We start from the raw sequence: 23,695 nt of genomic DNA on the forward strand, positions 1-23,695 counted from the left end.
ATTAGGCACGCCGCCAGCGTTCGTCCTGAGCCAGGATCAAACTCTCCAAATTGGTGTTTGAAATGCTCATTACTTTTTTATCGCTTTTCTCACGATTCGTTAGAATCGTAAGGGCAGTTATTACTCGTTGTTCAGTTTTCAAAGAGCAATCTATTCTTTCGTTTGTCATGCTTGTTTTGCTTGCTGTCCGCGTGTGTCTCTCGGCCAGAAATAGAATATACCATGTACTCGTCTAGTAATGCAAGTGTTTTTTGAAAATAGTTTATAAACTTTAAATATAGCGAGATTCATGTTCTATAGTTTTATTCTTCTTCTAATTAGGATGCTTCCATTATTCATACCACGTAAGCACCTTCCTTCATTAGAGGAAGATGCTTGCGTACAGCTGTTGCAGCCTAGCACTTAATAGATATGATCTAATTGAATGTATCCTTATAACCATTCAAATTAAATATCAAACAACCTGCCTCCAGCAGCTTCATATAAACGAGAATACATTTTTAATGCATAGGTATCTGTCATTCCAGCAATGTAATCGCAAACCAATCTGGCATTCATCCGATCATTAGCTACATGCCATCTTAGCTTTTTATCTTCTGGAAGCAGGTTTGGATCATTGAACATCGCATCGAAGAGTTTTTCAATTATTTTGCCGCCGCGCCATTCAAAGGTTTGAACCTTCTGTGAGAAGATCACATGCGTTTCGACCAGCTTCTTCAAATCCTCCAGCAGCTCCATAGCATCCTCAGTAATTACTGCCTTATAGCGCAACCGGTTGGAGGAGAATGCAGGCTGGGTCTCAACAACCGTAATCTCATGTATGAATCCAGAAACCAAATCAGCGAAAAAACGCTTCGTCTGTTTATGCCGCTCCCCGCTGTTCTCCATAAAAACCCGTAAAGACTCTGCAATTCTAGCGGATGAAATATGCTTATGCTTATTTGCTACCTCACATAGATCATCTATTTTGATCATATTAAGCTTGAAGGCATCTTCTAAATCATAGGTTGCGTAAGCAATATCGTCTGCGAGCTCAATAATAGAGCATTCAAACGTTTTATTTAAAGTCTTCTTATGTTTACCAGCCTGCAAGTCGGAAACATGCATGAAATAAGCCTTCTCTTCAGGCGAAAAGCTCTCAATCACCCACTGAAATACATGCTCGTCCTCTTCAAAAACACTGCATTTAGGCGGTTTGCCCGTGATCTCGGGATTATTAACTTGCTTCATGCTGGCTGGGTATTTCAAAATGGACAATAAAACAGCTCTTGTTAAATCAAGGCCCGTTTCCATGTCCCCGTCGCTAGTCGTATTCGTCAAAAGCCTGAACGTATGCGCATTTCCCTCAAAGTTAAGCTGGAATGCGCTCATGCATTTATTCAATGCACGTTCGCCTTGGTGCCCGAATGGCGGGTGCCCCAAATCATGAGCTAAAGCAGCTGCCTCAATAAGAGAAATATCTATTTTACTTTCCGTCTCTTTAAAAATATTGCTTTTTTCATTTAAGGTTGTGGCAATTCCTCTTGCAATTTGAGATACTTCAAGGGAATGTGTAAGCCGTGTTCGGTGAAAATCTCCTTCGCTGATCCCAATGACTTGCGTCTTGGACTGTAAGCGACGGAACGCTGCTGAATGAATGATTCTGCCAAAATCACGTTCAAAGTCATCCCGAACTGAAATTCTTTGCTTGGCATTTTCTATATTAATATGCCTCTGAATATCCGTATCATTATAAAATGAATTTGAAGAATGTTTATAGAGAATCATAGGCTCGCTCCCAGCTCCTTGTCATTTAGAAACATTTTAACAATATATGGTCTTTATTAGAAGAGATCGATGAACAATTCATAAAGGAGAGCTTTCGTTTGGGGAAAATATTCGCATTTTATGGCCCTTCCGCTTCAGGTAAATCCGAAATCCAGAAAGAGCTGACCCTTAGCGGCTTTCAAAAAATTATTACTTCAACAACCAGACTCCCGAGGCCGAATGAGGCAGACGGGATTCATTATATTTTTATGGAAACGAGCCAGTTTGAAAATCACATTCGTGCAGATGCCTTTATTGAATGGACACGATACAACGAGCATTATTACGGCACACTAAAATCCAGCATTGAAGAAGTATTCGATCAAAATAGGAATGCCCATATTGTAATGGACCTTGCTGGCGTACTCGCTTTAAAGAAGCGGTATGATCATGTGATTGCAATCTATGTAGGTGCGGATGTTGAATCCATTAAGAGAAGATTGGTAATAAGAGGCGGAATGCCAGAGGAAATCGCCAAAAGGGTGCAACGCGCGGAGGAGATTGAACTAAAGAGCGAGTATATGCAGCATGCTGATGTGGTCATATGGAACCATGACGACACCCGCTTTAATGATACAATGACGCAGGTCAGAGAGATCATAGCCGGTCATGGCTCATTTTGAGACCATCCAAAAAAAATCAAAAGCTCAACTGCGCTTAGTATGCGTGGATGAGCTTTTTTGATAACTTTATTTAAGTAAGTGCAAAAGCAAAGCTTTTTGAACATGCATCCTGTTCTCAGCTTGCTGATAGATGATGGAACGCTCCGACTCCACTAACTCCTCCTCTATCTCGAAGCCCGGATGAATAGGCATGTCATGCATTAAGTAGGGTGAGTGACCAGCAAGATTACTTTTGTTCAATTGAAAAGGAAGCATCTGCTCCATTCTTCGCTTCTTCTCATCTTGATTGTGGTCTTCATAAAAAAACTCCATATCGATCCAAGTGTCCGTGTATACAAAGTCAGATCTAGCTGCCGCACTAGGCAAATCAACAACCTTTTCCACCCATCCGCTTTGATAGGCCGTTTGCATTAGCTCCTCATCCCAAGATGGCTCGTTAAGGATCGGAGTAACCAGCAACAGCTTGATTCCAACCGCCATACAGCCTGCGACCAAAGAATTGGCAACATTGTTATGAATGCCAACGTACGTAAGCGTTATTCCCGTAAAAGTACCTGCGACCTCATAGATGGTCATTAAGTCCGCAAGAGCCTGGCAAGGATGATATTTGTCGCAGCAGCCATTAATGACGGGAACCTTGGAGTACTTCGCTAATTCGAGCACATCAGAATGTTTCTTTAATCTCGCCATAATCACATCACAATTTCTTGATGCATACTGCGCTTCATACTGGATCGGGGAAATGCTGAAGTTGCTGGCATCCCAATCCATCACGACTGAGTACCCGCCCATTTGGTTAATCCCGGATTGAAACGATAGATTCGTACGAGTAGAAGTTTTCTGAAAAAGCATAAGAAGACCTTTTCGCTCTGCTGCGTGGTAATAGCGTTCTGGGTTGTTCTTTATCTCGATTCCTTGCCTGATGATGGAGTGAATGGTGTCCGCGTCGTACTCTCTTAGTGATAATAAATGAGTCATGATTTCACCTCTAATGAATATTTATACGATATAATGTATTTATATTCAATTTAAGGTGAAGGATAGATTTTGTCAACTAAAGGAAAAACAGACTATTCTTCGAGTAGAATTAATTACGTTAGCGGCGAAACTAAATCATAAGAAAAAACACCCTATCTAGCCATACATGATAAATGGCTTTGAAAGGGTGCTTTCTAGTAATTGCGATATTCTGCATCATGGGTTGAATAAATTATTTCATCACTCTTGATACGATCTTGTAAACCAGATTTCCCAGCCTGTAGTAATCCTTGAATTCCGTAAGTACCTTCGTACAAGTCTGACCGATCATCGTCTTAAGAATAGCGACACCAATTTCAAAGCGATAAACATCCCATACCGCATCAAGAGCATCGAGGACGTTATATCCAGAAAGAGCTGTCATAATGACGGAGTCCTTATAGTCCACTCTCTCTGTGTTTCGCATTAGCTTAGTCGCCTCACCTATCCTTACTCTATCGCCCCGAAGAGTCGTCAATGTAACGATAATGGCAATTTCATTATTGCTGAGCAGCATGCGTTCCGCACTGGACAGATCATCGTAAAAAGCTTGCTGCTCACGTGTCGATATTTCCTTAATAATCAGATACGTCTCATCCAAGTTGTTGTTGTTAGCCATCCGTATGGCATCGCTAAGCTCTACGAGAGTGATCAGCCCAGAATCAAGCATCCCCTTGGCTATCTCCTTAAGCGACCAGTGACCCAGCTCAAGCAAATTGTAAGGAACCCATTGTACGTGGGCGTTTACCGCCAGCAACGCTCTAGTAAGCTCAGCAATTTCCTTGAATCCTCCGTCGTACAAGAACTTGGAAATATAATAAAGACTGTAGCCACTGCTGTGCAAAGCCTTCGAGAGGTCGGTGGAAGGTATATCCAACTGCCTCAAAATAGAAATCGTGTCGTTATCCCAATTGAAGGTGTATTTTAAGTATTCACCGACAGCGTATCCGTTTTTATTCAGCCAATATAGTTTATTTTCGAGCGTCTGCTCTTTCATGTACCGCAGCGCCTCTTCTGCGTTATAACCATACTCCTTCAGAAGTGTAAAGATCGAATCTTCTCGCGCATCGTACCGATTCAGCGTGTTCAAAATTTCTCTACCGTCATAACCGCGATTTTTCATTTCCTTCGCAATATCGACCATAGAAACGCTCGATAAAGTCATCTTGACGGTTGTGAATACGCGATATGCATAGCTGGTACTGTTTACGTACCCATTCTGCCTCAGAACGTCAATGATGTCTCCCGCTTTTGAATACCCCAGCTTGACGAACAGCGCCGATTGCTCCTCGATTGTTGTTGCCGTCCCTCTGCCGGCCGTGAAGAACATATAGAAAGCACGGATAATGCTCGCTCGATCAAAACCAAGCGTCAATAACGTGTCGATCAAATATCCGGAACGATCAGGACCAAGCAGGTTTTGCCGTTCAAGCTCGGTAGCAATCCCGGCGGCGTCCGTTCCTTTCGACTTCATACGGGCGAGGTAAGCAATTAGCGGATTGCCGCCGAATACTTCACCTGCGGCCATCCGTACCTGATCCTGCGGAATTAAGGTTTCCGGAATAGTTTCCATTATCGTTGCTGCATCCATTTGAAATAACAGTTTCATAGCGAGTACGATATCCGCGACAGTGAATTTGGCTTTCATAAACCGCACAACATTGAGTGGCACAAATGCGGTGGTTGCCGGGAAAATATCTTCCAATACCCTTAGGTTTGTGTTGGTATAATAAACTCCCACTATAGCAAGTCCAAACACTTCCGCCGGATAATAGGGAGAAAGCAATTCAGTAACTGCTCCTGAGTCGAGTTTATAGTCAAACCTAAGATATTGGACAATTTCCTTAATCTCATAGCCGGCATCCCGCAAGAACACAACCGCTCCTTGTGGCGTCGCAACACCTTTCAGCTTAAGGACATCCTTGATAATGCTCACCGGAGCAAAAGCCTCTCCGTACACTTTATTAAGCGTTGATTGAATGGCTGCTTCTTGATAAACGGCAAGTCCCTGAAGAATCGCAAGCGCCTCTTCTCTCGTCTTGCCATATTGCTCCTTGCTCGCCTTAACGATGTCCTCCAAGCGGTAGCCTGCATGTAAGAGCTGATCCGCCATAGCTTCCGCTGATGTTACTCCTCCTGCTTTGATCACTTCGATTAAAGCGCCATTCACCGCTTGTCCGTACACTGCATTTACGCTGCTCAGAATGACGTTCAGCTCGAACAGCTCACTGCCAATTAGCAATGCCGCGGTTTCGCCGGCTGTCTTACCGTAAAAGCCTTTCATCACGCGTACGATATCTATCATCGGAACGCCTGATTTCCACAAGTAAGGAATGGCCGCTGCTGCGTCCGTGATTCCTCCTTCTTCTAGATACTGCAGCGCCGTAGACTCTGATGACTGCCCATAAACGGCAGCTACTGTCACTTCAATAACCTTCTCGTTGTCTACTTGGAGAGCGGTTAGGACCGTTATCGTTTTGTCTGCTGCAAATCCAAAATAATCCTTAGCTGCGCCCACAATATCATGGAGCGTATAGCCCATGCCTCTCAGGAGCGGAATAGCCTCTTCCAGCGTATAGATTCTGCTCTTCTTAAGCAGGCTGGATAAGCTTTCCTCGATCGGTTTTCCGTAAACTTCAAATACAGTTGCTACTAGCTCATTAAATGAATATCCATTTGTTTCGGAGAGAATGGCTAGTGTCTCACCTGCTGTCATATGGTAATAATCCTTGGCAATTCGGATAATATCCCGCAAGCTGTAGCTGAGCTTAAGCTGTGGAATCGCATCCGCTAACTTTCCGATGCCGAGATCGATCATGGCCTGAATCGTAACCTGCTCTAACGCTAAACCGTAAACAGCAGAAACTTCCGCCAAAATCCGACTCTCCTCATCGACTGCACCATCCATTAAGGCTTGTACCACTTTAGAGGAATCGAGCTTGTAATAATCTTTTCCTACCTGAATCATATCCCGGAGGCTGAATCTCATCTTTGTCAGATAAGGTATTGCATCCTTTAATGTCACCAGGTGCTGAGCCTCTAAAGAATCAACAATGCTTGCGTTTTGGGAGCTGCCGTACACATTCGATATAGCAGAAAGCACGTCGCTCTGGCGATACCGGCCAGTATCCAGCAGTGCTTGAAGAGCTGCACCCGATGAAATACCATAACCATCCTTTGCCATCTTCACGATCGAAACTAAGCTGAATTGCGCCTTATAAGCAAGTTCAATTCCACTGGCAAAGGATGCTGATCCTTCTGCTGCCTGCCGCTGATACATCGTTAACTCAACGGATTGATTAAAAGCTGAAGCTACTGCCTGGATAAGCACATTGCTTGACGACAAGTATACCGCTGACAAGCGGAGCGCGATTGCCCCAGGCGATTGGCCAAAATGGTTTTTGCCAACGCTCACGATATCTTTCATCGGGAAACCTGTGACGTATAGATAATTAACCGCTTCATCAAAGGTCGTGATGCCTTGCTGCTCCAACGCACCTGCAACTGTTTCATCAAGTCCTTGACCATATAAGGATGCAAGGCCAAGCAGAATATCGTCGATGTCGTTAGGATATTCTTTTGCCAGCAAATATGAAGCTTCGCTGGAAGTAAGCTGATAATAATCTTTCAGGCTGCGAGCAACAACGGATAAGGAATAACCGCTCATTCTAAGAAATGCAATACCATCCTTAGGCTCTTTGCTGGACGAAGCGTCAAGCAGACCAGCAATCGTCACTTGCTCTTGTCCGTACAAAGACTGCAGAATCGCTATGGTCGATTTCATATTACCCATTCTTCGGGTGTGGATGAGAAGTCCTTCCATTACTTCTTCTTTCGAATATCCACCCTTAATCAGTGCCGGCCCAACCTTGCCTGAGTCAAAATAAGACGGATACAGCGCACCCAGCGTATTGATGACAGAAATGGCCGTTGCGCCTTGCTCCTTCAGCACTTTGATCCAAATCGTCATAGGGTCTCCGCCATAAGCAGAAGCGATGGCAGTACCTACTTCTTCTGACGAATAGCTGACAAGCAGAAGCGCAGACGCCTCTGACGATGGCAAGCCGAATTCCGTTCTAAGCACTAATGCAATATCCCTTACCGAATATGGAGCAAGGCGTGTGATGACTTGCCCTATCGTTAGCGGTTCGGTCCGTTGGTTCAGATAGGCAGCAACCTCACTAGCGGCTATGCCTTGTTTGCTGAAAGCCCCAATCCATTCCGTCCAGCCCCGCGCTTCAAATGCCTGTGCAATTTCCGTAAATTTATACCCCGAGTCTTTTAGCGCTGCGGTCAAATACGGCAATCCTTTCGCACGCACTCCGCCAGTAGGGTAAAGATTAATTGTTCCTTCAATAATGTCATCCAGCGTATAGAAGCTAGAGAGGCTCATCGCCACTGTCGCTTCCTGTATTGACGTTCCCGGGAACAAATATTGCGAGTCCTTTACAACCGTTGATACACTGCAAGGACATTTAAAATAATCAAATGCAGTAGTCCTTTCAAGCTCTACCCATTGCTGCAGCGTCAAGCCTAACTGAGCTTTTAGAGTGTGACCTATGGCTAGCTTCTCCCAGCTTTTGATGCTTGTGAGCGAACGGGCCAAAGTAGTGGCATCCATGCTTACCGTTTCATCATTTGCAAAAGTCGTTCGAAGCGCATGTAATACATCTCCAGCCTCGAAGCGGTCATAGCTGCGGAAGATAACTTCCACCGCATCCTCCATTGTGAAGGACGAGCCTCCGCGAATGACGGCATTTCGAATTGTGCTTAATCCTTGCGCGGTAGACATACCCGACTGCCTCAGCAGCGTCAGAGCTTCCGAACGGCTGCTGGCCATTCGATTATTCAGAATATAAGCCGTAAGTTCCGCAGGCTCATAACCAGCGCGAATTAATGACAACAGCATCGTCTTTCTTTGGTCGCCCTTCACCCCCGGATACAGCACGCTGATGGTCGTAGCGATATCAGCCCCGAAGCTTTCTCGAAGCAATCCCGCCTTGCTTTCCATGTCATAACCATGATCCGTAAACCCTCTCATAGCCTCACTTAGTCCAGCCGCTTCGGAACCCCATGCGCCGAGTACGGCGCTAGCAATTTCACCGATCCCGTATGATCCGCTTTTCATAGCGCCAACAATAACGGTTGCACCATCGCCGGAGGCTTGAATACCTTTGGCGACCTGGGCAGCAGCAATACCTGCCGCCAGCATAGCTGAAGCTGTTTGTTGCTTATCGAAGGTGCTTTTTAAGATGACATAAGCTTGTCCTGTCTCAATGCCTGCTCCCAAGTAAGTCAGAACAGCCTCGTTGACGTCGCTGAATGAATACAGGTCTCGCAGCGCAATTCCTATATTGTTAGCAGGATAACCAGCACTGCCAAGCAGTTTCGCATTATCTACGCTAGATGCAGCATAAGCCTCTTTAATGACAACTGCGGATTCTGCTGCCGTGAATTTCGCTGCAGCCAAAGCTTCGATGGTGCTCTCGTTCGTTAAGCCGTAAACCGATTGAACAGCATCCCTAATCTCGCTAATACTGTACTTGCCTAGCTTCAATGCCACAGCGGCGTTTCCGCCAGTTTCCGCATAGGTATAACGCAGAACATAGGCGGATGAAGCGGTTGTTACTCCGGCTAGCTTAAACGACGCCATTATATCTCGAGGCTGATAGCCAAGATTACGAAGCGGCAGTGCAATGTCTTCAGCTTCATAGCCAGCTGTGACAAAATCCGGTATCAGATTGACATAGTTGGAAATATAACCCGACGCGCTTAAAGCCTGAAACAACGTAGGCGCATCTGTATCTATTTCGTATAATAGGCGGATGAATGCACTCCAATCCAAACCATATTCTTTCTTGACCGCTTTTGCGTAGTTCGCTGTGGTAAATCCAGCTTGCCGTAGTAGTCTTAATGATTCTAACGCAGTCTTGCCATAATCAACCCGCAGTACATGCACAGGGTAAACGGCATCGTACTGGGTGGAATGGCTTTGCAGGAAACCATCCAGGGTAGCGACATTAGCTACCTGGAATTCTCCAAAAGTGGCCAAATACGTCTGATTGACTGCCTTGACCCGGTTGATTCCGCTATAAGCGACGGCTATCGTCGAAGTGGAACTGATAACTGCTCCGCTGCTGCTCCAAGTCAACTCGATTTTCGTTGCATCGGAGGTCAGCCTTGTCATAACCCCGCTTTGCCATTGGTTGTTGATTTTCACAGAAAACGTTGACCCCGAATTAACAACAGCCAGCGGCTTATCAAAGGTCAGAGTGATGGCTTTGCCGTTATCACTCGACACTGCATCGATCAGCTCGGGAGGTGTACTCACGTTGCTGATGATCATATCCCCTCCAAAGTCATGCCCGTCCTTGCTCAGACGAAGCTTAAACTCCTTGTTGTATCCGATATATTCATTAATAAAATAGGTTTGCCCAAAGTCCGGCGTTGAAACAGAGGTTGGGCGATACCAGACTGCGCTGCCATTGTGCATTTCGATATTCAAATTTTCTATCGGAGCACTAAGGAGCAGATTAAATCCATTTTCATTCACTCTTACAAGCGATACAGAGATAACAATCGGTACGTAAGCGGCATTTAATTTTTCCTGCCCAGCAAAGATATAGCCTTGCTTGCTAAAAGCTACGGTGTACGTTTGCCCTTCAACCACATTCGCTTTAATTAAAAACGACCCTGTCTCTGCACCCGCTGTCACTCCAGTGACTGTGACCTCTGTCCCATCTTTAGACAAGAGCTTCACATCTTCCGGCTGCAGATCTTTTGGACCCGCTCCAACGAAAGTGATCGTCAAGCCGTTTCTAGTCGCAGCTAAACTTTTCGGATATTCCGTCATCGGAATATAAACATCCAGCGGTCCTTCCACCACACGATCCGGTATTTGAGCAATCAGCTTGTAATTCACACCTGCTGACAGCGGAGTAATGATGTTGTAGATTCGTCCTGCATCTGGCGCATCTGGGTTGTTCCCGTTCGGATTTACAAGCTGGAATCCAATTCCTCGTCCCTGGTCATCAAGCAGTGTAAGCCATGTGCGATCTATATTACGGACTGCTTTGCTTAATTCCAATGTGAAACCGTTAGTTGTAATATGGCTTGCTGTCATACGGATCGGCACCTGCGCTTCCGGTATAGGCGCAGCTGGAACAAGAACCGGAAGTCCGCTGCTGAATGCGTAGCCGCTCTTCGTTAAAGTCAGACTGTAAGCTGCTCCCTCTTCGAGTGAGGCATGTACCGCATATTCGATACCAGCGTTCTCGGCTGTAATAGAGGCGATGGCAATCGCAGCGCCTTGACTATTACGCAAGCTAAAGTCACTTGCACGCAAGCCCGGTACAGCCGAATCAAGCAACACGTTAAACCCATCCTTACTGACACTTGATAGAGTTGGATTTACTGGTACCGGCACAAAAGCGTTCAATGCCGCTCCAAAATCATATCCTGCTGCTGTTATGATCAGTTTGTACGTTTTCCCGCCTTCAAGCGCTGCGGATAATGTGTACGTTCTTCCACCGTTATTTGTTGTTGCTGCTTTTATAATTACCGATTTGCCCTCGGCATCCTTAAGTGCGAAGCTGCTCGCAGACAGTCCGCTTAGTCCCGGTGCAACAGAGACGACAAGTCCCGACTCGGCAGCGCCTTCCACAGTCACCGAAATCGCGCTTGGCAGCAAAGCCGACAACGCTTGTCCAAAATCATACCCGCTCTTGCTTAACGCAAAAGAGTAAGTTTTGCCTCCTTTATAAGAGGCTTTAATCCGATAGGTTAGTCCGCCATCCTCCGTAATGACCGAAGCTGCAGTAAGCCGATTGCCCTCCTCGTCTGTGATAGCCACATGGCTTACATCCAAATCCGGTACAGCAGGGCTAAGACCAATGACAATTTCCGAAGCGCCTGAACTTAGCACTGCAGCATTTGCGATGATTGGAACGTCAACCACAACTCCGCTTCCGAAATCATACCCAGCTTTGGCAGCGGTGATTGTGTACTGCTCCGCTCCCCAAAACTCAGCTTCAATTAGGTAGCTATTACCCCCATCACTCGTGGTTGCGGAGGTAATTGCCTTTGTACCGCCCTCCACACGTTTAAGCTGGAAGTCACTTATTCGTAAATGAGGAACTGGCTGATCTAAATGCAATATAAAAGCTTGATTGTTCCCGCTAATCATCCCGCCAAAACGAACGCCTACAGAGCGAATGGAGAAAGCTAGCGGATCACCATAGTCGTAGCCCATTTTTGAGATGAACACCGAATAGACCTTATCAGGAACGATTGCGACGCCTAGCTCATACGAATAACCTCCGTCGTTTGACACGTTCGTGCGAATCGAAACGTTTACCCCGTTCTCATCCACTATATGAATATCCGAAGTATTTAACATCGTTTGTTCCTTAAAATGCAATGTGACTCTCGAAGCCGTTGCTTGCACGGCCGAAATGGATCTTGAGTTTAGTGTAATCTTGTCGAGCGTAGAGAACATGTAGCCCTCTTTTTCTACAGTAGCGGTATAGGTGATTCCTCCTTTTAAAGGAACCGTAACCGTATAGCTGGCTCCGTCATCACTCGTCTGGATGGATTCAATAGCTACTGTATTTCCGTTATTGTCTTTAACCTTCACGTCTGCGGCTTGAAGATTCGGAATCGACKGGAAGAAATAGATGGTGAATCCCTGCTGCGACTGGCGTAACAGTATCGCATCGGCACGAACCTTCAGCCCAACGGTCAGCGGATTTCCAAAGTCATATCCCGGATAAGTGATGACCAAGCTATATGTCTCGGATACATTAAAATCGCCAATGAGAGAATAGGATGCGTCTCCTTCGTAATGAAGCGTAAATCCGATTGGCCGGCCTTTGCTGTCTGTCAGCTTAAAGTTGTCCCCAGTCAAATCTGAAATAAGCGGGTAGACATCAACATAAATCTTCGTTGCCGTCGTACCTCTCAATTGAAGTGAGCCTATTACGGGAATATCCACCGTGATCGGCGACGCTAGCGTAAATTCACTTCGGTTCAGCTCAAGTGAATATTTTGCACCAGTCGCAGCTCTGATCGCCACCAGATAAGTTAAACCCTGATCTTTTGTTGATAAAGAGTATTCCGTGTACGGAATTTGCTGACCGTCTGGTTTTCGCAAAATAATGTCGGCTGGCTTCAAATCAGCAACTTTTTCGCTAAAGCTTAGTTTGAAGCTATCCTTCTTCATCTCGGATACAGAAGCGGTAATGAGCTTGGTAAACACAAAGGATACTGGCTCGTAACGTTGATAAGTCAAATCCGGCTTTACCAGAACGGTATACGATTTACTAGGAATCAGCGCTGCTTCCAATACATAGCTGCTTCCGAAATCCATTGTGTTCGCCGAAGCTATGTTTATCGTTTCCCCTTGAGCTCCCCGAATGACGAAATTTTTCTTCCCAAGTCCGATAACTGGAATGTCAAAATGTACGGTAACACCCGAAGCAGAAAATCCGGCAACGGTTGCTTCGGAAGGCAAGGTAAAGGTTAGGTGGCTGAACGAATAACCATCCACCTCAATATCAAAGGCGTATGTTTGTCCGCGTGTCAAAGCAAACGTACCGCCAAAAGACATCTCAAAGTTCATTCCATCGGCAGACATGACTAGCGTTTTTGGGTGATAGCGTTTGCCCTGTTCATCTTTTACCGCAAGACCCTGTCCGTACTCTATTTGCCTTAGAGGAGTAGAGAAAGTAACCGCTACTGCCCCGTCTTTGGAGACGTCAGTAATAACCCCGGTGACCAATTGATTGACGTAAAACGTCGCCGGCCCGTCAAACTTCACGTAATCCTTGCGGAAGGCGATCGTATAGTCACGACCACTGATCAAATTTGCACTGACACGATAGGATAATCCTCCGTTGGTGGTGGTCAACGCCAGTCCACTAACCCCATGGCCCTGATTATCTATTAATTGAATATGAGCCGGCAATAATCCAGGAACTGCTTGTTCAAATGTCAGATCAAAGCCATTCATGGCTATTTTGCTAATGGTCGCTTTCCCCGCGTTGATTGTTTCTCCGGCTTCAAAGTCGATCCCCTGCGATGGAAGATGACCAGGAAGACTCAGGTTATAGCTGCCGCCAAGCAAGTCAGCCTTCAACCTGTAGGTAAGACCGCCATCCATTGTCACAGCGTCTTGTACCGTTACCCGCTCTCCTGTACTCTTGCGAGTCAGAAGAAACTGACCGGGCAATAACCCCGCAAAGGCATAGCTAAGCTTAACCCGAAGTCCCGAATCGACAATCTGATCCGCCGAAATGGTAGTAACGACCGGAACATGAATGTTATAAATCGTCTGATCCATTGTCGCACTGACCTTCAGTACGTAATCACCAGGAGTCAGATCAGCAGCAATCCGATAACTCCAACCGCCGTCGCTTGTCACTGCAGAGCGGAGTTTTATGCTGCTTCCGTCGGCCCGCCTGAGAACAAAGCCGTTGACCGTATCAATAGAAGCAGGAGGATTAAGAACAAAGGTGAATCCAGTATAGGAAATGTCAGTTATTGTGTTCTTCTCCGCGAGCGTAACCGATTTCGGTAAACCAAAGTCGAAGCCCTCACGTACAACGCTAATAAAATATGGTTTTCCTCTCAAACCGTTATAAGAGACAACATAAAATCTTTGCTGAGGGTCCCACACGACATTCGTTATGGCTGCCGCATTCCCCAGCGCATCCATGACCTTGAAATCATTGGCGGTCAAACCCGCTATATTCGGGTTAAGCCCAACCATGACATTATTTGGACCAGCGCCTATATACCAAGGGTTGATGGTTGTCCGAACAACGTTTACACTATTCCCGAAGTCATAACCCTCACTGCTTATTTTTAGTGTTAAGGGTTGATACTGCATGGCCGCCGAATTAACGAAATAACTGCTACCATTATTTAGGGTGGATATACTGTCTATTGCCATTTGATCACCGTTTGTATTCGCTAGGGAAAACGCAGCTGCTGTTAACCCTGGGACTGGTATGCTGAAGTGAACGATAATCCCTGCATTGGACGGATCAAACGCCGTTTGTTTCGATACGGCTATCTTCTCTGGAACGATAAGCGTACCGATCGTATAGCGGTCATCATCCACATCAATTCTATACCGATAGCTCCCAGCAGCCATTAAATCGGTTGATAGGATAGCCGAATGCCCATCCACGTTCGTTTTGACAGAAGTGACAGCAAGCGATTTGCCGTTTCCATCCTCTATTGTGATCAAGGCCTTAGCCAAATCGACCGTGTCGTTTGGGAAATTCAACTGAAAGCCTTGACGATTGACCCACTCTACACTTGATAGAATTGGGGAAGGTTCTACCTTTAAGACAATTTCGCTGCCAAAAGCATAACCTTCTTTATTTAGCAATAAGGTATACGTCTCGCCTTTCGTTAGGGAGGAATACACTTCATACTCTTTGCCGATAGATACCGCGCTTAGCATATTAATGCCTATGTCCGCTCCAGCAGCATTCTTTAAAATAAAGCTTAGAGCATCGATAGCTGGGACGGTACGATCGAGCTCCAGCATGAAGCCGGATGTCGAGATGTGGCTAACGGCCGCATGGACAGAAATACTGCTGGGCGGGGCAACCGCAACGATAAGCGCCGCGCCAAAGCTGTATCCAGCTTTCCGTATCGTTAGTGAGTATGTCTCGCCTTCGGCCATTTCCGCTTTGACAGCATAAGTTCTGCCGTCATCATCAGTTGTGACCTCCGTCACTCCAATCTCAGTGCCTGGATCGTTTAACGCTAATGTCAAATGATCCTCTGTCAGCCCCGCGACAGGAGTATCCAGCTTGATTGTGAAGCCAGCTATACTTACGTCGGATATTGAGGCCACTACAGATACAACCTCTGGATCAGTAATCGGAACGAATATCGATACTGCGCTGCCGAAATAGTACCCTTCCTTGGCAACCGTAAGCGAATACGTTTCACCCTCGGCAAGTGACGCTGATAAATCATAAGCGCTGCCGCCCATACCCTCCGTTACGGAACCTACTGCGATGCTTTCGCTGCCGTGTTTGAGTGTAAACTCAGCTTGCGTCAATCCAACAACCGACGGACTCAGCAGCAACGAGAACCCCGTTTTACTGGACCCATATACGGATGCTGCAACCGAAATGGCAGGCTGCTCCGTCTTTGGAACTTGAAATAAAATCTCAGATCCAAACTGAAACCCAGCCTTAGCTATCGTCAGCTTATAAGACTCGCCCTCCGTGAGAGCGGCTGTAATAAAGTAAGAGCTGCCCCCATTAAGCGTAGCCACTGATGCAATGGTAATGTTTCCGTTCGCAGCGTTTTTTAGTGTCAGATGTGCTGCGGCGAGCCCCGGTACTGGCGAGCTAAACGCGAGTCTGAATCCTGTTACTCCTGCTTGACTCGCAATCGCGGTTACTGTTATATCAACCGGATCGGTTGGTTTTGGCGTTTCTGTTGGTTTGGGTGTATCTGTTGGTTTAGGAGGATCGGTTGGACCCGTTGGCCCGCCCGGCGAACCAGTTCCTCCGGATGCTCCACCTCCAATTAAACCACCTTTCTCGGTTACTTCTTTTTGAGCTGGCTCCTTCTCAAAGACAACCCCCTGAGAATCGACAATTGCTTTCTCAATCGTTCCTTTGCCTTTCACATTCGCTGGCCCATGCAGTTCCATGCTGCTAACGCTGGCGCCTTCCGCAAGTGAAATGGTTGCTGTCTTAACCTGCTCACTAACGGTTAATTTTTCTACAGATCCCGAAGCAATGGTTAACTGCACATCGCTCTTAACCTCGACTTGCTTAAACTTGCCGGACAAAATAACTTCGCCGGAAGAGGAGATCGTAATTCCCTCTATCCCGCTGCCTTCAGATATCGGAGATTCAATATTCGCCTCCGATTGCACATCCAGCTGTCTTATAATCGTTGTTCCACCGATGACAACCCTAACTCTTCCATCTGCTTTGTCGACGACGACAGATGCTAGCTGCGAACCATCAATATGTACGCTGTTCTGCCCGCCGCCGTTTACAAACGTGCTGCCAAGCACTTTCACACCTTTAAGAAACACATCTCCTTCGCCGACTTCTTTCCCAATAGTGAGATTTCCCTTAATCGTCACATTGCGAAGAGTTGTGCCTGGAGCCTCAATGGTCAAGTCGCCAGCGACTTCAAAGTTCCCTTGCGCCTTGCCCCATGTGCCGCCTGTTTCAAGAACCTTTGCGCTAACGGTTATTCCATCTGCTGACCTAGTTGATTGCTTCAGCACTCTATCGAGCATCATGACGGCTTCCGCCCTTGTCATCGGCTGAACCGGCCGAAGCGTGCCGTCCGCAAGCCCGCTAATGTAGCCCGCTTCAACAATGGCTTCCAATGCATCGCGTCCGTAACCAGGAATGCTGGCCTCATCCTTAAACTCGCTGAGCAGGCTAGTCCCGTCTTTGCCTATTACCGGCACAAGGCGCGAAAGCACAACAGCTGCTTCTACCCGGCTTAGCTTCTGCTCTGGCCGAAATGTTCCATTGCCATAACCTTCTATATACCCTGCTTCCGCGGCTGCTTGCACTTGCAATGCATACCAAGCGGTCGGAGCGACGTCCGTGAACTGCTTAGTCCCCGCTCCTTTGAACGCGAATAGCCGGTTGACCAGCGTTACGTATTCAATCCGGCTTAGAGCTTGATTTGGCCTGAAGGTTCCGTCCTGAAAACCCTCAATTAAACCTTGGCCTGCCCACTCCCTGACGGTCTTCTCCGCCCAGTGGCCCGCTAAATCTGAGAATGCGGCGGGCACTTTAGCCGGAATTGCAGATGCTGCGAAGGCTTGCCCGCTCGCATTGCCTATGCCGGGAGCTACAAGACCGACAACTACGCTAGTAATCATCATCCACTTGAGCAGCAGGCTCCTTAACATTTTAACTTTTTGTTTCCTCACAATGATTTCCCCTTCCATCTTCGCCAATTGGCTTAAGAGCTTACTCTGTATTTGATAGAGCCCAAGTTCGGCAACGTTAACAGCACTTAAGCTTAAGTCTAATAGGCTGCGATGAAAGAATAATAAAAGATTTTCGCGTAAAACGACAAAAACCGCGCAGCATCAAGGCTTCGCGGTTTTTGCAACCTGTTCAAAATATTTATTTTCCTACTTCGGAAAGTCCGCTGACAAGAGAATCATACAGCATAAGCAGCTCTTGGGATGGACGAATGCCCAGTTCCCGCTTTAGAAGTCTCACATAGTCGGTGTATTGTGCGGTTAACCCTTTCTTATCCCCGTCCAGTCCATGCTTCTTCATCAGCAGCTCGACCACCGATTCTTCAAGCGGATTACGGCCATGCAGCTTCAGAAGAAGCTTCGACGCCGCAGCCGTGTTCGACAGGGTGAGCAGCGTCTCTGCTGCATTTTTGACAAAAGATGCATACCTCTCTGACAGCCGATCTGTCTCATGAATCGCCCATACGTAAGCTTTGCTGCCGAACAAATCACCCGTGTAGAGCCTTTCAACGTTCAGTGCTTCTTCCACGTTGCCCGCGTCGATACTTCCCAGATTTTCCGTTTGACGCTCAAATTCAACGTAGTCAATAACTGCATCGTCCAGTTCCAGCGCATAACCGTCATTCTCAGAACGAATAGCTTCCCGGAGCCCTATCGGCTCCAATGATTTACGCAGCTGGTACACGGTTGTATTTAAATATTTTTCGGCATTCACGCTCGCCATACCCGCGAATATATCTGCAACCAGGCGGGAGCGCGAAATTCGTCTACCCCGATTCAGCAGTAAATAGGCGAAGAGTTCAGCACTCTTGCTGGAAATCCACTTTACGCGTCCTGATTCATTACGCACAAAAAAGTCGCCCAGCGTGGCAACGCTGACACGGCTCATACCCCGAATCGCAGTATCTGCTTGCTGCAGCGGTTGGACGATTTTTCTGCTCTCCAGTGCCCGGTTAATCGTCCGCTCCAGCCGCTCCTGAGTCACCGGCTTCACCAAATAATCAAGCACGGACAACTCAAAAGCTTCTAGCGCATAATCCTTATGCGAGGTGACAAACACGATTTGTGTCTTACAGCCCGCTTCGTCCAGCCTTGCGGCGAATGTAAGTCCACTATCACCGGGCATGGAGATATCCACGAACGCCAGCTCGACGTCGGGATTTTCGCTCAGAAAGGCAGCCGCAGCATCCGTATTCACAAACGTTCCTGTCACCTTAAGCTCAGCATATTTCACGAGCATCTTCCGCATGATTAAATGCATGACGGGCTCATCGTCAATCAATATGACTTTCATCAGCTATCACCGCCGTTCCTTCCCTTTCAATCGTTCCGCCGCGACTCGATGATCCGGACAACGTAAAAAAGAATGTTGTACCTACGCCAGGCAAGCTATCGAATCTAAGACTGCCGCCATGCATGCGAAGAAATTCTCGGGTTAATACGAGACCAAACCTCATCTCTCCACCATCTTCTCGACTAGCAAATCCAGGCTCCTTGAAAAACAGCTCATCATGATGCAGCAGCTGCGCTGTCTCTTCGTCAATCCCACTCCCATTATCACGTACAGTCACCGTCACCTGATCCCGTTCGATAGATGCGTTTATCTCAATTTTCCCGCCGATGTCCGTGTACTTAATCGCATTTGAAAGCAAATTTCGGAAAATGAGATCGAGCATTTCTTTATCCGCTTTCACTGTCAGCCTCTCGTCGATATGCTCTGAGATACTAATGCTCTTCATGCCGGCTCTTGTGCCGGCTAGTGAAATCGCTTGGCGAACTACCTGCTGCAAATTCCACGTGAGCGGACGAAACGCTACTTCCCCATTTTGACTGCGATACCAATCGAGCAGATTATCGACGAGATGATAGGTACCGCGAACTTGCCTCCTAATCTCTTGAAATACTTCAGCATTCGCGATGTCGGTGTCGCTCGGCTCATCGCCCAGCAGCTCAGTCAAGCTAACAAGAAGCGCGATCGGATCACGGATATCGTGAGCCATTACGGTAAACAGCTTGTCCTTGAAGGCATTCAGCCGAGACAGCCGTTCAGACTTCTCGCGCAGCCTCTCCTCGTTCTCCTTCAGCTCCGTAATATCGCTGAGCATCAACATTTTCCCGATAGGCGTCACACCTGTATCATAAATATAAGACAAGCTGCAAATATAATACCTTTGCCGATCGCCTTGCAAGCGCTGAAGCGAAAACCGATCATCTCGGAATTCCGTTGCGGCAATTCGCTCGAGCAGCTCAGGGCAGTCTGGCAGCAAGTCCTTGATGAAAGCAGGAAAACTTTTTGCCGAGCCAAGCTCAGGAAATACCTCTTCTGCTGCGCGATTGTGGTTCACAATTTGATCCTCATAATCGAGCAGGACAACACCGTCGCGGATCGTATCGAACATTTTGGCATATGCAAGCGGTGTTAAACGAAGCAGCCTAAACCGGAAAATGCCCCAAGCATAAACAACGCCCGATACTGCGAAACCAAGCGGCGTGAAATCGATGACTTTGCTGAACATGTAGGCGATATTGAACAGCATAGGAGCAGCCGCGCCCAAAATAAGGACAACAATCTGTGTTCGCACAATAGGCAATGCGCGTAAATACATGGGAAAAAACAACAAAATGCCGAGTAGCAGAATCGTATAATTGTAAATTGCGTGTACGGAATACCATGGGCCCTTCACCGTATTGTACAAGGGAACCGTCTTAATCGTGTTCAAGACGTATTCTTTGTAAATAAGATGATGCCAATCGTTAGTGAGATGAAGGAGGAAAGTCGCAGTCGGGACGAGAAACAGCAAGACCGCAAGCTGCTTCCGATAGCGTGGCGCAAGTCCTGTAAACTGGATAACGAGCAGTAGCCAAAATGCAGAGACAAAGGGGATGCCGATGTACTCGACCTGAAGAGAAAACTTCACACCGCTTAAGCTGTCGCTAAAAATTTCAAACGTGTAGCCTAGAGCGTAAAAGGACGCCGCTGTCATCATGTAAATCATAGTTCTCGCCATCTGCAAATGACGTTTCCGGTAGGAGAGGAACGCCACGAACAGCATTACAGCGGTCGCAAAGCATAGCAATATTGACATCCATTGTCTTGTGTCCATGACGATGCCTCCCATTTTTTTGATTCGTCTATCATTCGACAAAGTTCCTCAAATTCCTTGTGAAGCCTAAAGCCAACCCTCTTCAAGCTCACGACAGCAAAATAGGCTGCCCGATACATTCTCGGACAACCTTTTTTCAACTGGAATCAGCATTCGCTTCATCCCATCTTCTTTATAGCATGCTCCTGCTTCAGCCGCTGCTGCTGCACTTCGTCCAAATAAAGCGTAAACTTGGAATCCCCGCTGTAGGAGATGTGCAGCCAATCCAATGCGCGTGTCATAGCAATATAAAACAGCGATACTTCCCGCTCCTCCACTTCTTCCAATGAGAAAGGCATGTTCTCGGCATTTACGATGAAGACCGCTCGGAAATCGAGCCCCTTCACACTGTCAATGTCCGATACATTAATCGCATCGCCGGCTATGTCTGATTCCTGGTTCAAATCGGCATTTTCTGTGATCCAATAAACGGGAAAGCCTTGCCCCTTAAGCGCCCTCTTGATCATATCCGTGAAGGAGGAGTAGTAATTGTCCTTTACTCGGTATAAGATGACCATCTCTGAATAAGCAATCTTATGATGGTCATGCAAGGATCGCATTTGTTCAATGACAGCCTTCATCTCTTCCTGAAAGCTCCCGCGACGCTCCAATATTGGCTCAGGCCCGCTTCTCCGTGTACTCTGAGGAGGTATGATCTCTACCCCTTTCGACACCCCGTACTGAACCTTGTTCTGAAACAGAGAATGCCGTTGATAGAAATCCCAAGCAAACTGCGCGATTTGAGCCGTGTTGCGATAATTAACGGAGAGAATGCGCGAACGTCCGCGAAAATCAAGCCCCGTGTCCTGCAGCAAGCTCGATTTCCGTTTAAAGAACGATTGTGCCCGGTCCTCAACCAACAGCAAATTTTGTGTCGCTGGATTAAGCAAATAACTTAGAAGCTTAAGCCATTCTGGCTGAAAATCCTGACCCTCATCAATAAGGATTGCTTCATAGGTAGGTAAAATAGCTTCCTTCTTCTCCAGCTTGCCAATAAGCTTAGCAACATCCGTATCTCTCACGTTCAGCACTGCTCGCAGCCACTCATGAAAATTATAGACCTCGACGTTTTGGTCGCGAGTCTTGCCTTCCTTTTGCTCCGCTAGTCTAATCCAATCAAGCAAATCCTCCGGTTCCTCCATCTTCCGGTCAATCATTTGCCGAAGACTTCGGGACAAGGCGATACTGCTGCAGAGGACTAGAATCTTCCAGTCCGGATGATGATTGGCCAAATGTTTGGCTCGGCTGGCGAGGACAAGCGTCTTCCCGCTCCCCGCCACACCGCGGATAAGCCGATGGCGATCGCCAAGCTGCTCTGCCATATTTTCCTGATGCAGATCCATACCCTTAATATTGTGATGCGACAGCACGAACTGCTCCTGTTGCTTCTGATTTGCAGGCTGCAGAAATTCCGCGCTGATCCGCGCCTCAGGTATGAGGTGATTACGAATCTGCCTGATCTCCTCTTGCGATAAAATGTAGCTGCTGCGCTTGCGTGCCGTAAACATGCCATGGATCTTCTCAATGAGGAAATCGGCTGTAAATCCAGCATCCTCAGGGTCGATCTCGTCGCGGCAAAGCACAAATTGCTCTGCAATGACATCGTACAAACCATTTTCTATAAAATCCTTCTGCTTCAGCCGTGTAAAAGCCGTTCCGAAGCCGTTCGGAAATTTGAGCTGTCCTTGAAATTTGCCTTTCTGTTCAATGAGGCTGTCATCATTTCTTAGCTCGCCCGCCACCTGCCGCAAGCTCTCCCTTGCTTCTTGATAAGGGTTCATCACAGCTTCGATCTGACCTCCAGATGCATGCAAACGCCACTCGTCACGATCAACCTCGAATAGAGCAGACCTCGTATAGTCCTTCACTTCAAGAACGACCAATCCCAGATCTGGGCCTATGATTACGAAGCCAGGTCGATTTCCCCCAATTTCCGGTTCAAAATAAACCGCATAATCGCTCGGCAGATAATCCTTCAGCGTACGAAACAATAACCGCTCCCCAGCAGTCGCACTCGTCCGGATAACCTCTGGGACCATATAAGCCATTCTCTTTCACCTCGAATTCGATTTTTTCTGTTGTTTTTAGTATAAACCATCTTTGAGAGTTTGGCAGGAGAAAATGGGGAGAAGATTGTTATGACAAATTGAAGATTTTCATGGTACGATATTCCTAATAAGTAAACGAATGATCAAATCCAACCATTTGCGTTCGTTTTTGATAGGGGAGAAACGATGTATAGAAATCCATCTGTATTTTTTTTGGCAGTATTTTTGCTTGTCGGTATTATTGGTATGTTTGCGCGTCATGAAACCATCATGCTGATTGGATTTTCAGGTTTTATATTATTCACACTTACTGCCGCTAATCGGAAAAGTAAAAATTATTATCAATTATCGATAAATCTTGAAAAACAAATTAAAGATATGGTGCCAGGCATAAAAGATTTTAAACTTTCACAAGAATTTATGTCAGTTGATAAAGAAAGCTATATTGCATTGGATGAAACAAATAAAAAAATATGTATCATTTATAATCAGGAGACTAATACTGAGCCTTTATTAAGCAAGAATGAATACAATTACAAATGCGAGATTTTCTTCTATAAAGATATTTTACAGTCAACCATTCTTCATGACAGTTTTACAGTAACCTCTTCCTCACGAACGGACATCATTGGCAGAGCTTCGCTTGGCAGATCTATGGCTGGAAATACTGGAGCTATTATTGGTGGCCTAAGCGCTTCAAGAACCACTCTTGATCTAATCAAGAAAGTTCAACTTCTTATCGTTGTTAATAATATGTCAACACCATTCCATCGCATTACGTTTGAGAATTTCCCAAAGGGCATTACTAAAGACAATATAATGTTCAAATCCGTTGATAATGAAATTACGCATTGGCATGCTATGTTGAGTTTTTTAATTAAGCAAGTGGATGAAACGGATAAGCCGCCTAACGCTAATCAAATTTCAGTTGCCGATGAATTATTAAAACTTTCCTCATTGTTGAGAGATAATCTTATAACGGAAGATGAATTTAAGCAGCAGAAAATAAGGCTATTAGGATAGCAGCATGTTTAATCGTTGCTGCTATTAGCACGGAAAATCCCC

General features: G+C 46.4%; 8 protein-coding genes. 2 read left to right on the forward strand and 6 right to left on the reverse strand.

The window, feature by feature from the left end; translation table 11 throughout:
• Window positions 1–447: 447 nt before the first annotated feature.
• Window positions 448–1,767 (reverse strand): anti-phage deoxyguanosine triphosphatase, encoded by a 1,320-nt coding sequence (locus AC1DM9_RS26040; RefSeq protein ID WP_477582986.1) that lies wholly within the window; start codon window positions 1,765–1,767, stop codon window positions 448–450.
• A gap of 98 nt (window positions 1,768–1,865) precedes the next feature.
• Here AC1DM9_RS26040 and AC1DM9_RS26045 point away from each other — a divergent pair, with 98 nt between their 5' ends.
• Complete coding sequence (locus AC1DM9_RS26045; RefSeq protein ID WP_477582988.1) at window positions 1,866–2,429, forward strand: guanylate kinase; 564 nt, start codon at window positions 1,866–1,868, stop codon at window positions 2,427–2,429.
• 66 nt (window positions 2,430–2,495) lie between these two features.
• Here the strand turns inward: AC1DM9_RS26045 and AC1DM9_RS26050 are convergent, their stop codons facing one another.
• The 5 genes from AC1DM9_RS26050 to AC1DM9_RS26070 form a co-directional block, all read right to left on the reverse strand.
• Window positions 2,496–3,407 (reverse strand): Rossmann-fold NAD(P)-binding domain-containing protein, encoded by a 912-nt coding sequence (locus AC1DM9_RS26050; protein ID WP_477582990.1) that lies wholly within the window; start codon window positions 3,405–3,407, stop codon window positions 2,496–2,498.
• 232 nt (window positions 3,408–3,639) lie between these two features.
• Window positions 3,640–17,382, reverse strand: a complete 13,743-nt coding sequence (locus AC1DM9_RS26055; protein ID WP_477582992.1) for an S-layer homology domain-containing protein — start codon at window positions 17,380–17,382, stop codon at window positions 3,640–3,642.
• Window positions 17,383–17,581: 199 nt separating this feature from the next.
• The gene (locus AC1DM9_RS26060) at window positions 17,582–18,733 is read right to left on the reverse strand and encodes a response regulator (RefSeq protein WP_477582994.1); all 1,152 of its coding nucleotides are present in this window, start codon (window positions 18,731–18,733) and stop codon (window positions 17,582–17,584) included.
• Window positions 18,714–20,543, reverse strand: coding sequence for a sensor histidine kinase (locus tag AC1DM9_RS26065; protein WP_477582996.1), 1,830 nt, complete (start codon window positions 20,541–20,543; stop codon window positions 18,714–18,716). The genes AC1DM9_RS26060 and AC1DM9_RS26065 overlap by 20 nt, the downstream gene beginning before the upstream one ends.
• A 158-nt stretch (window positions 20,544–20,701) precedes the next feature.
• A complete protein-coding gene (locus AC1DM9_RS26070) occupies window positions 20,702–22,630 on the reverse strand; it encodes a 3'-5' exonuclease (RefSeq protein WP_477582998.1) in 1,929 nt (642 codons plus the stop codon).
• A gap of 186 nt (window positions 22,631–22,816) precedes the next feature.
• On the opposite strand from AC1DM9_RS26070, the gene AC1DM9_RS26075 reads away from it, so the two are divergent.
• Entirely contained in the window at window positions 22,817–23,653 is an 837-nt protein-coding gene (locus tag AC1DM9_RS26075) for an SHOCT domain-containing protein (RefSeq protein WP_477583000.1), read from the forward strand.
• The last annotated feature ends 42 nt before the right edge of the window (window positions 23,654–23,695 follow it).

It is taken from the genome of Paenibacillus sp. 01T431, from assembly GCF_056398625.1.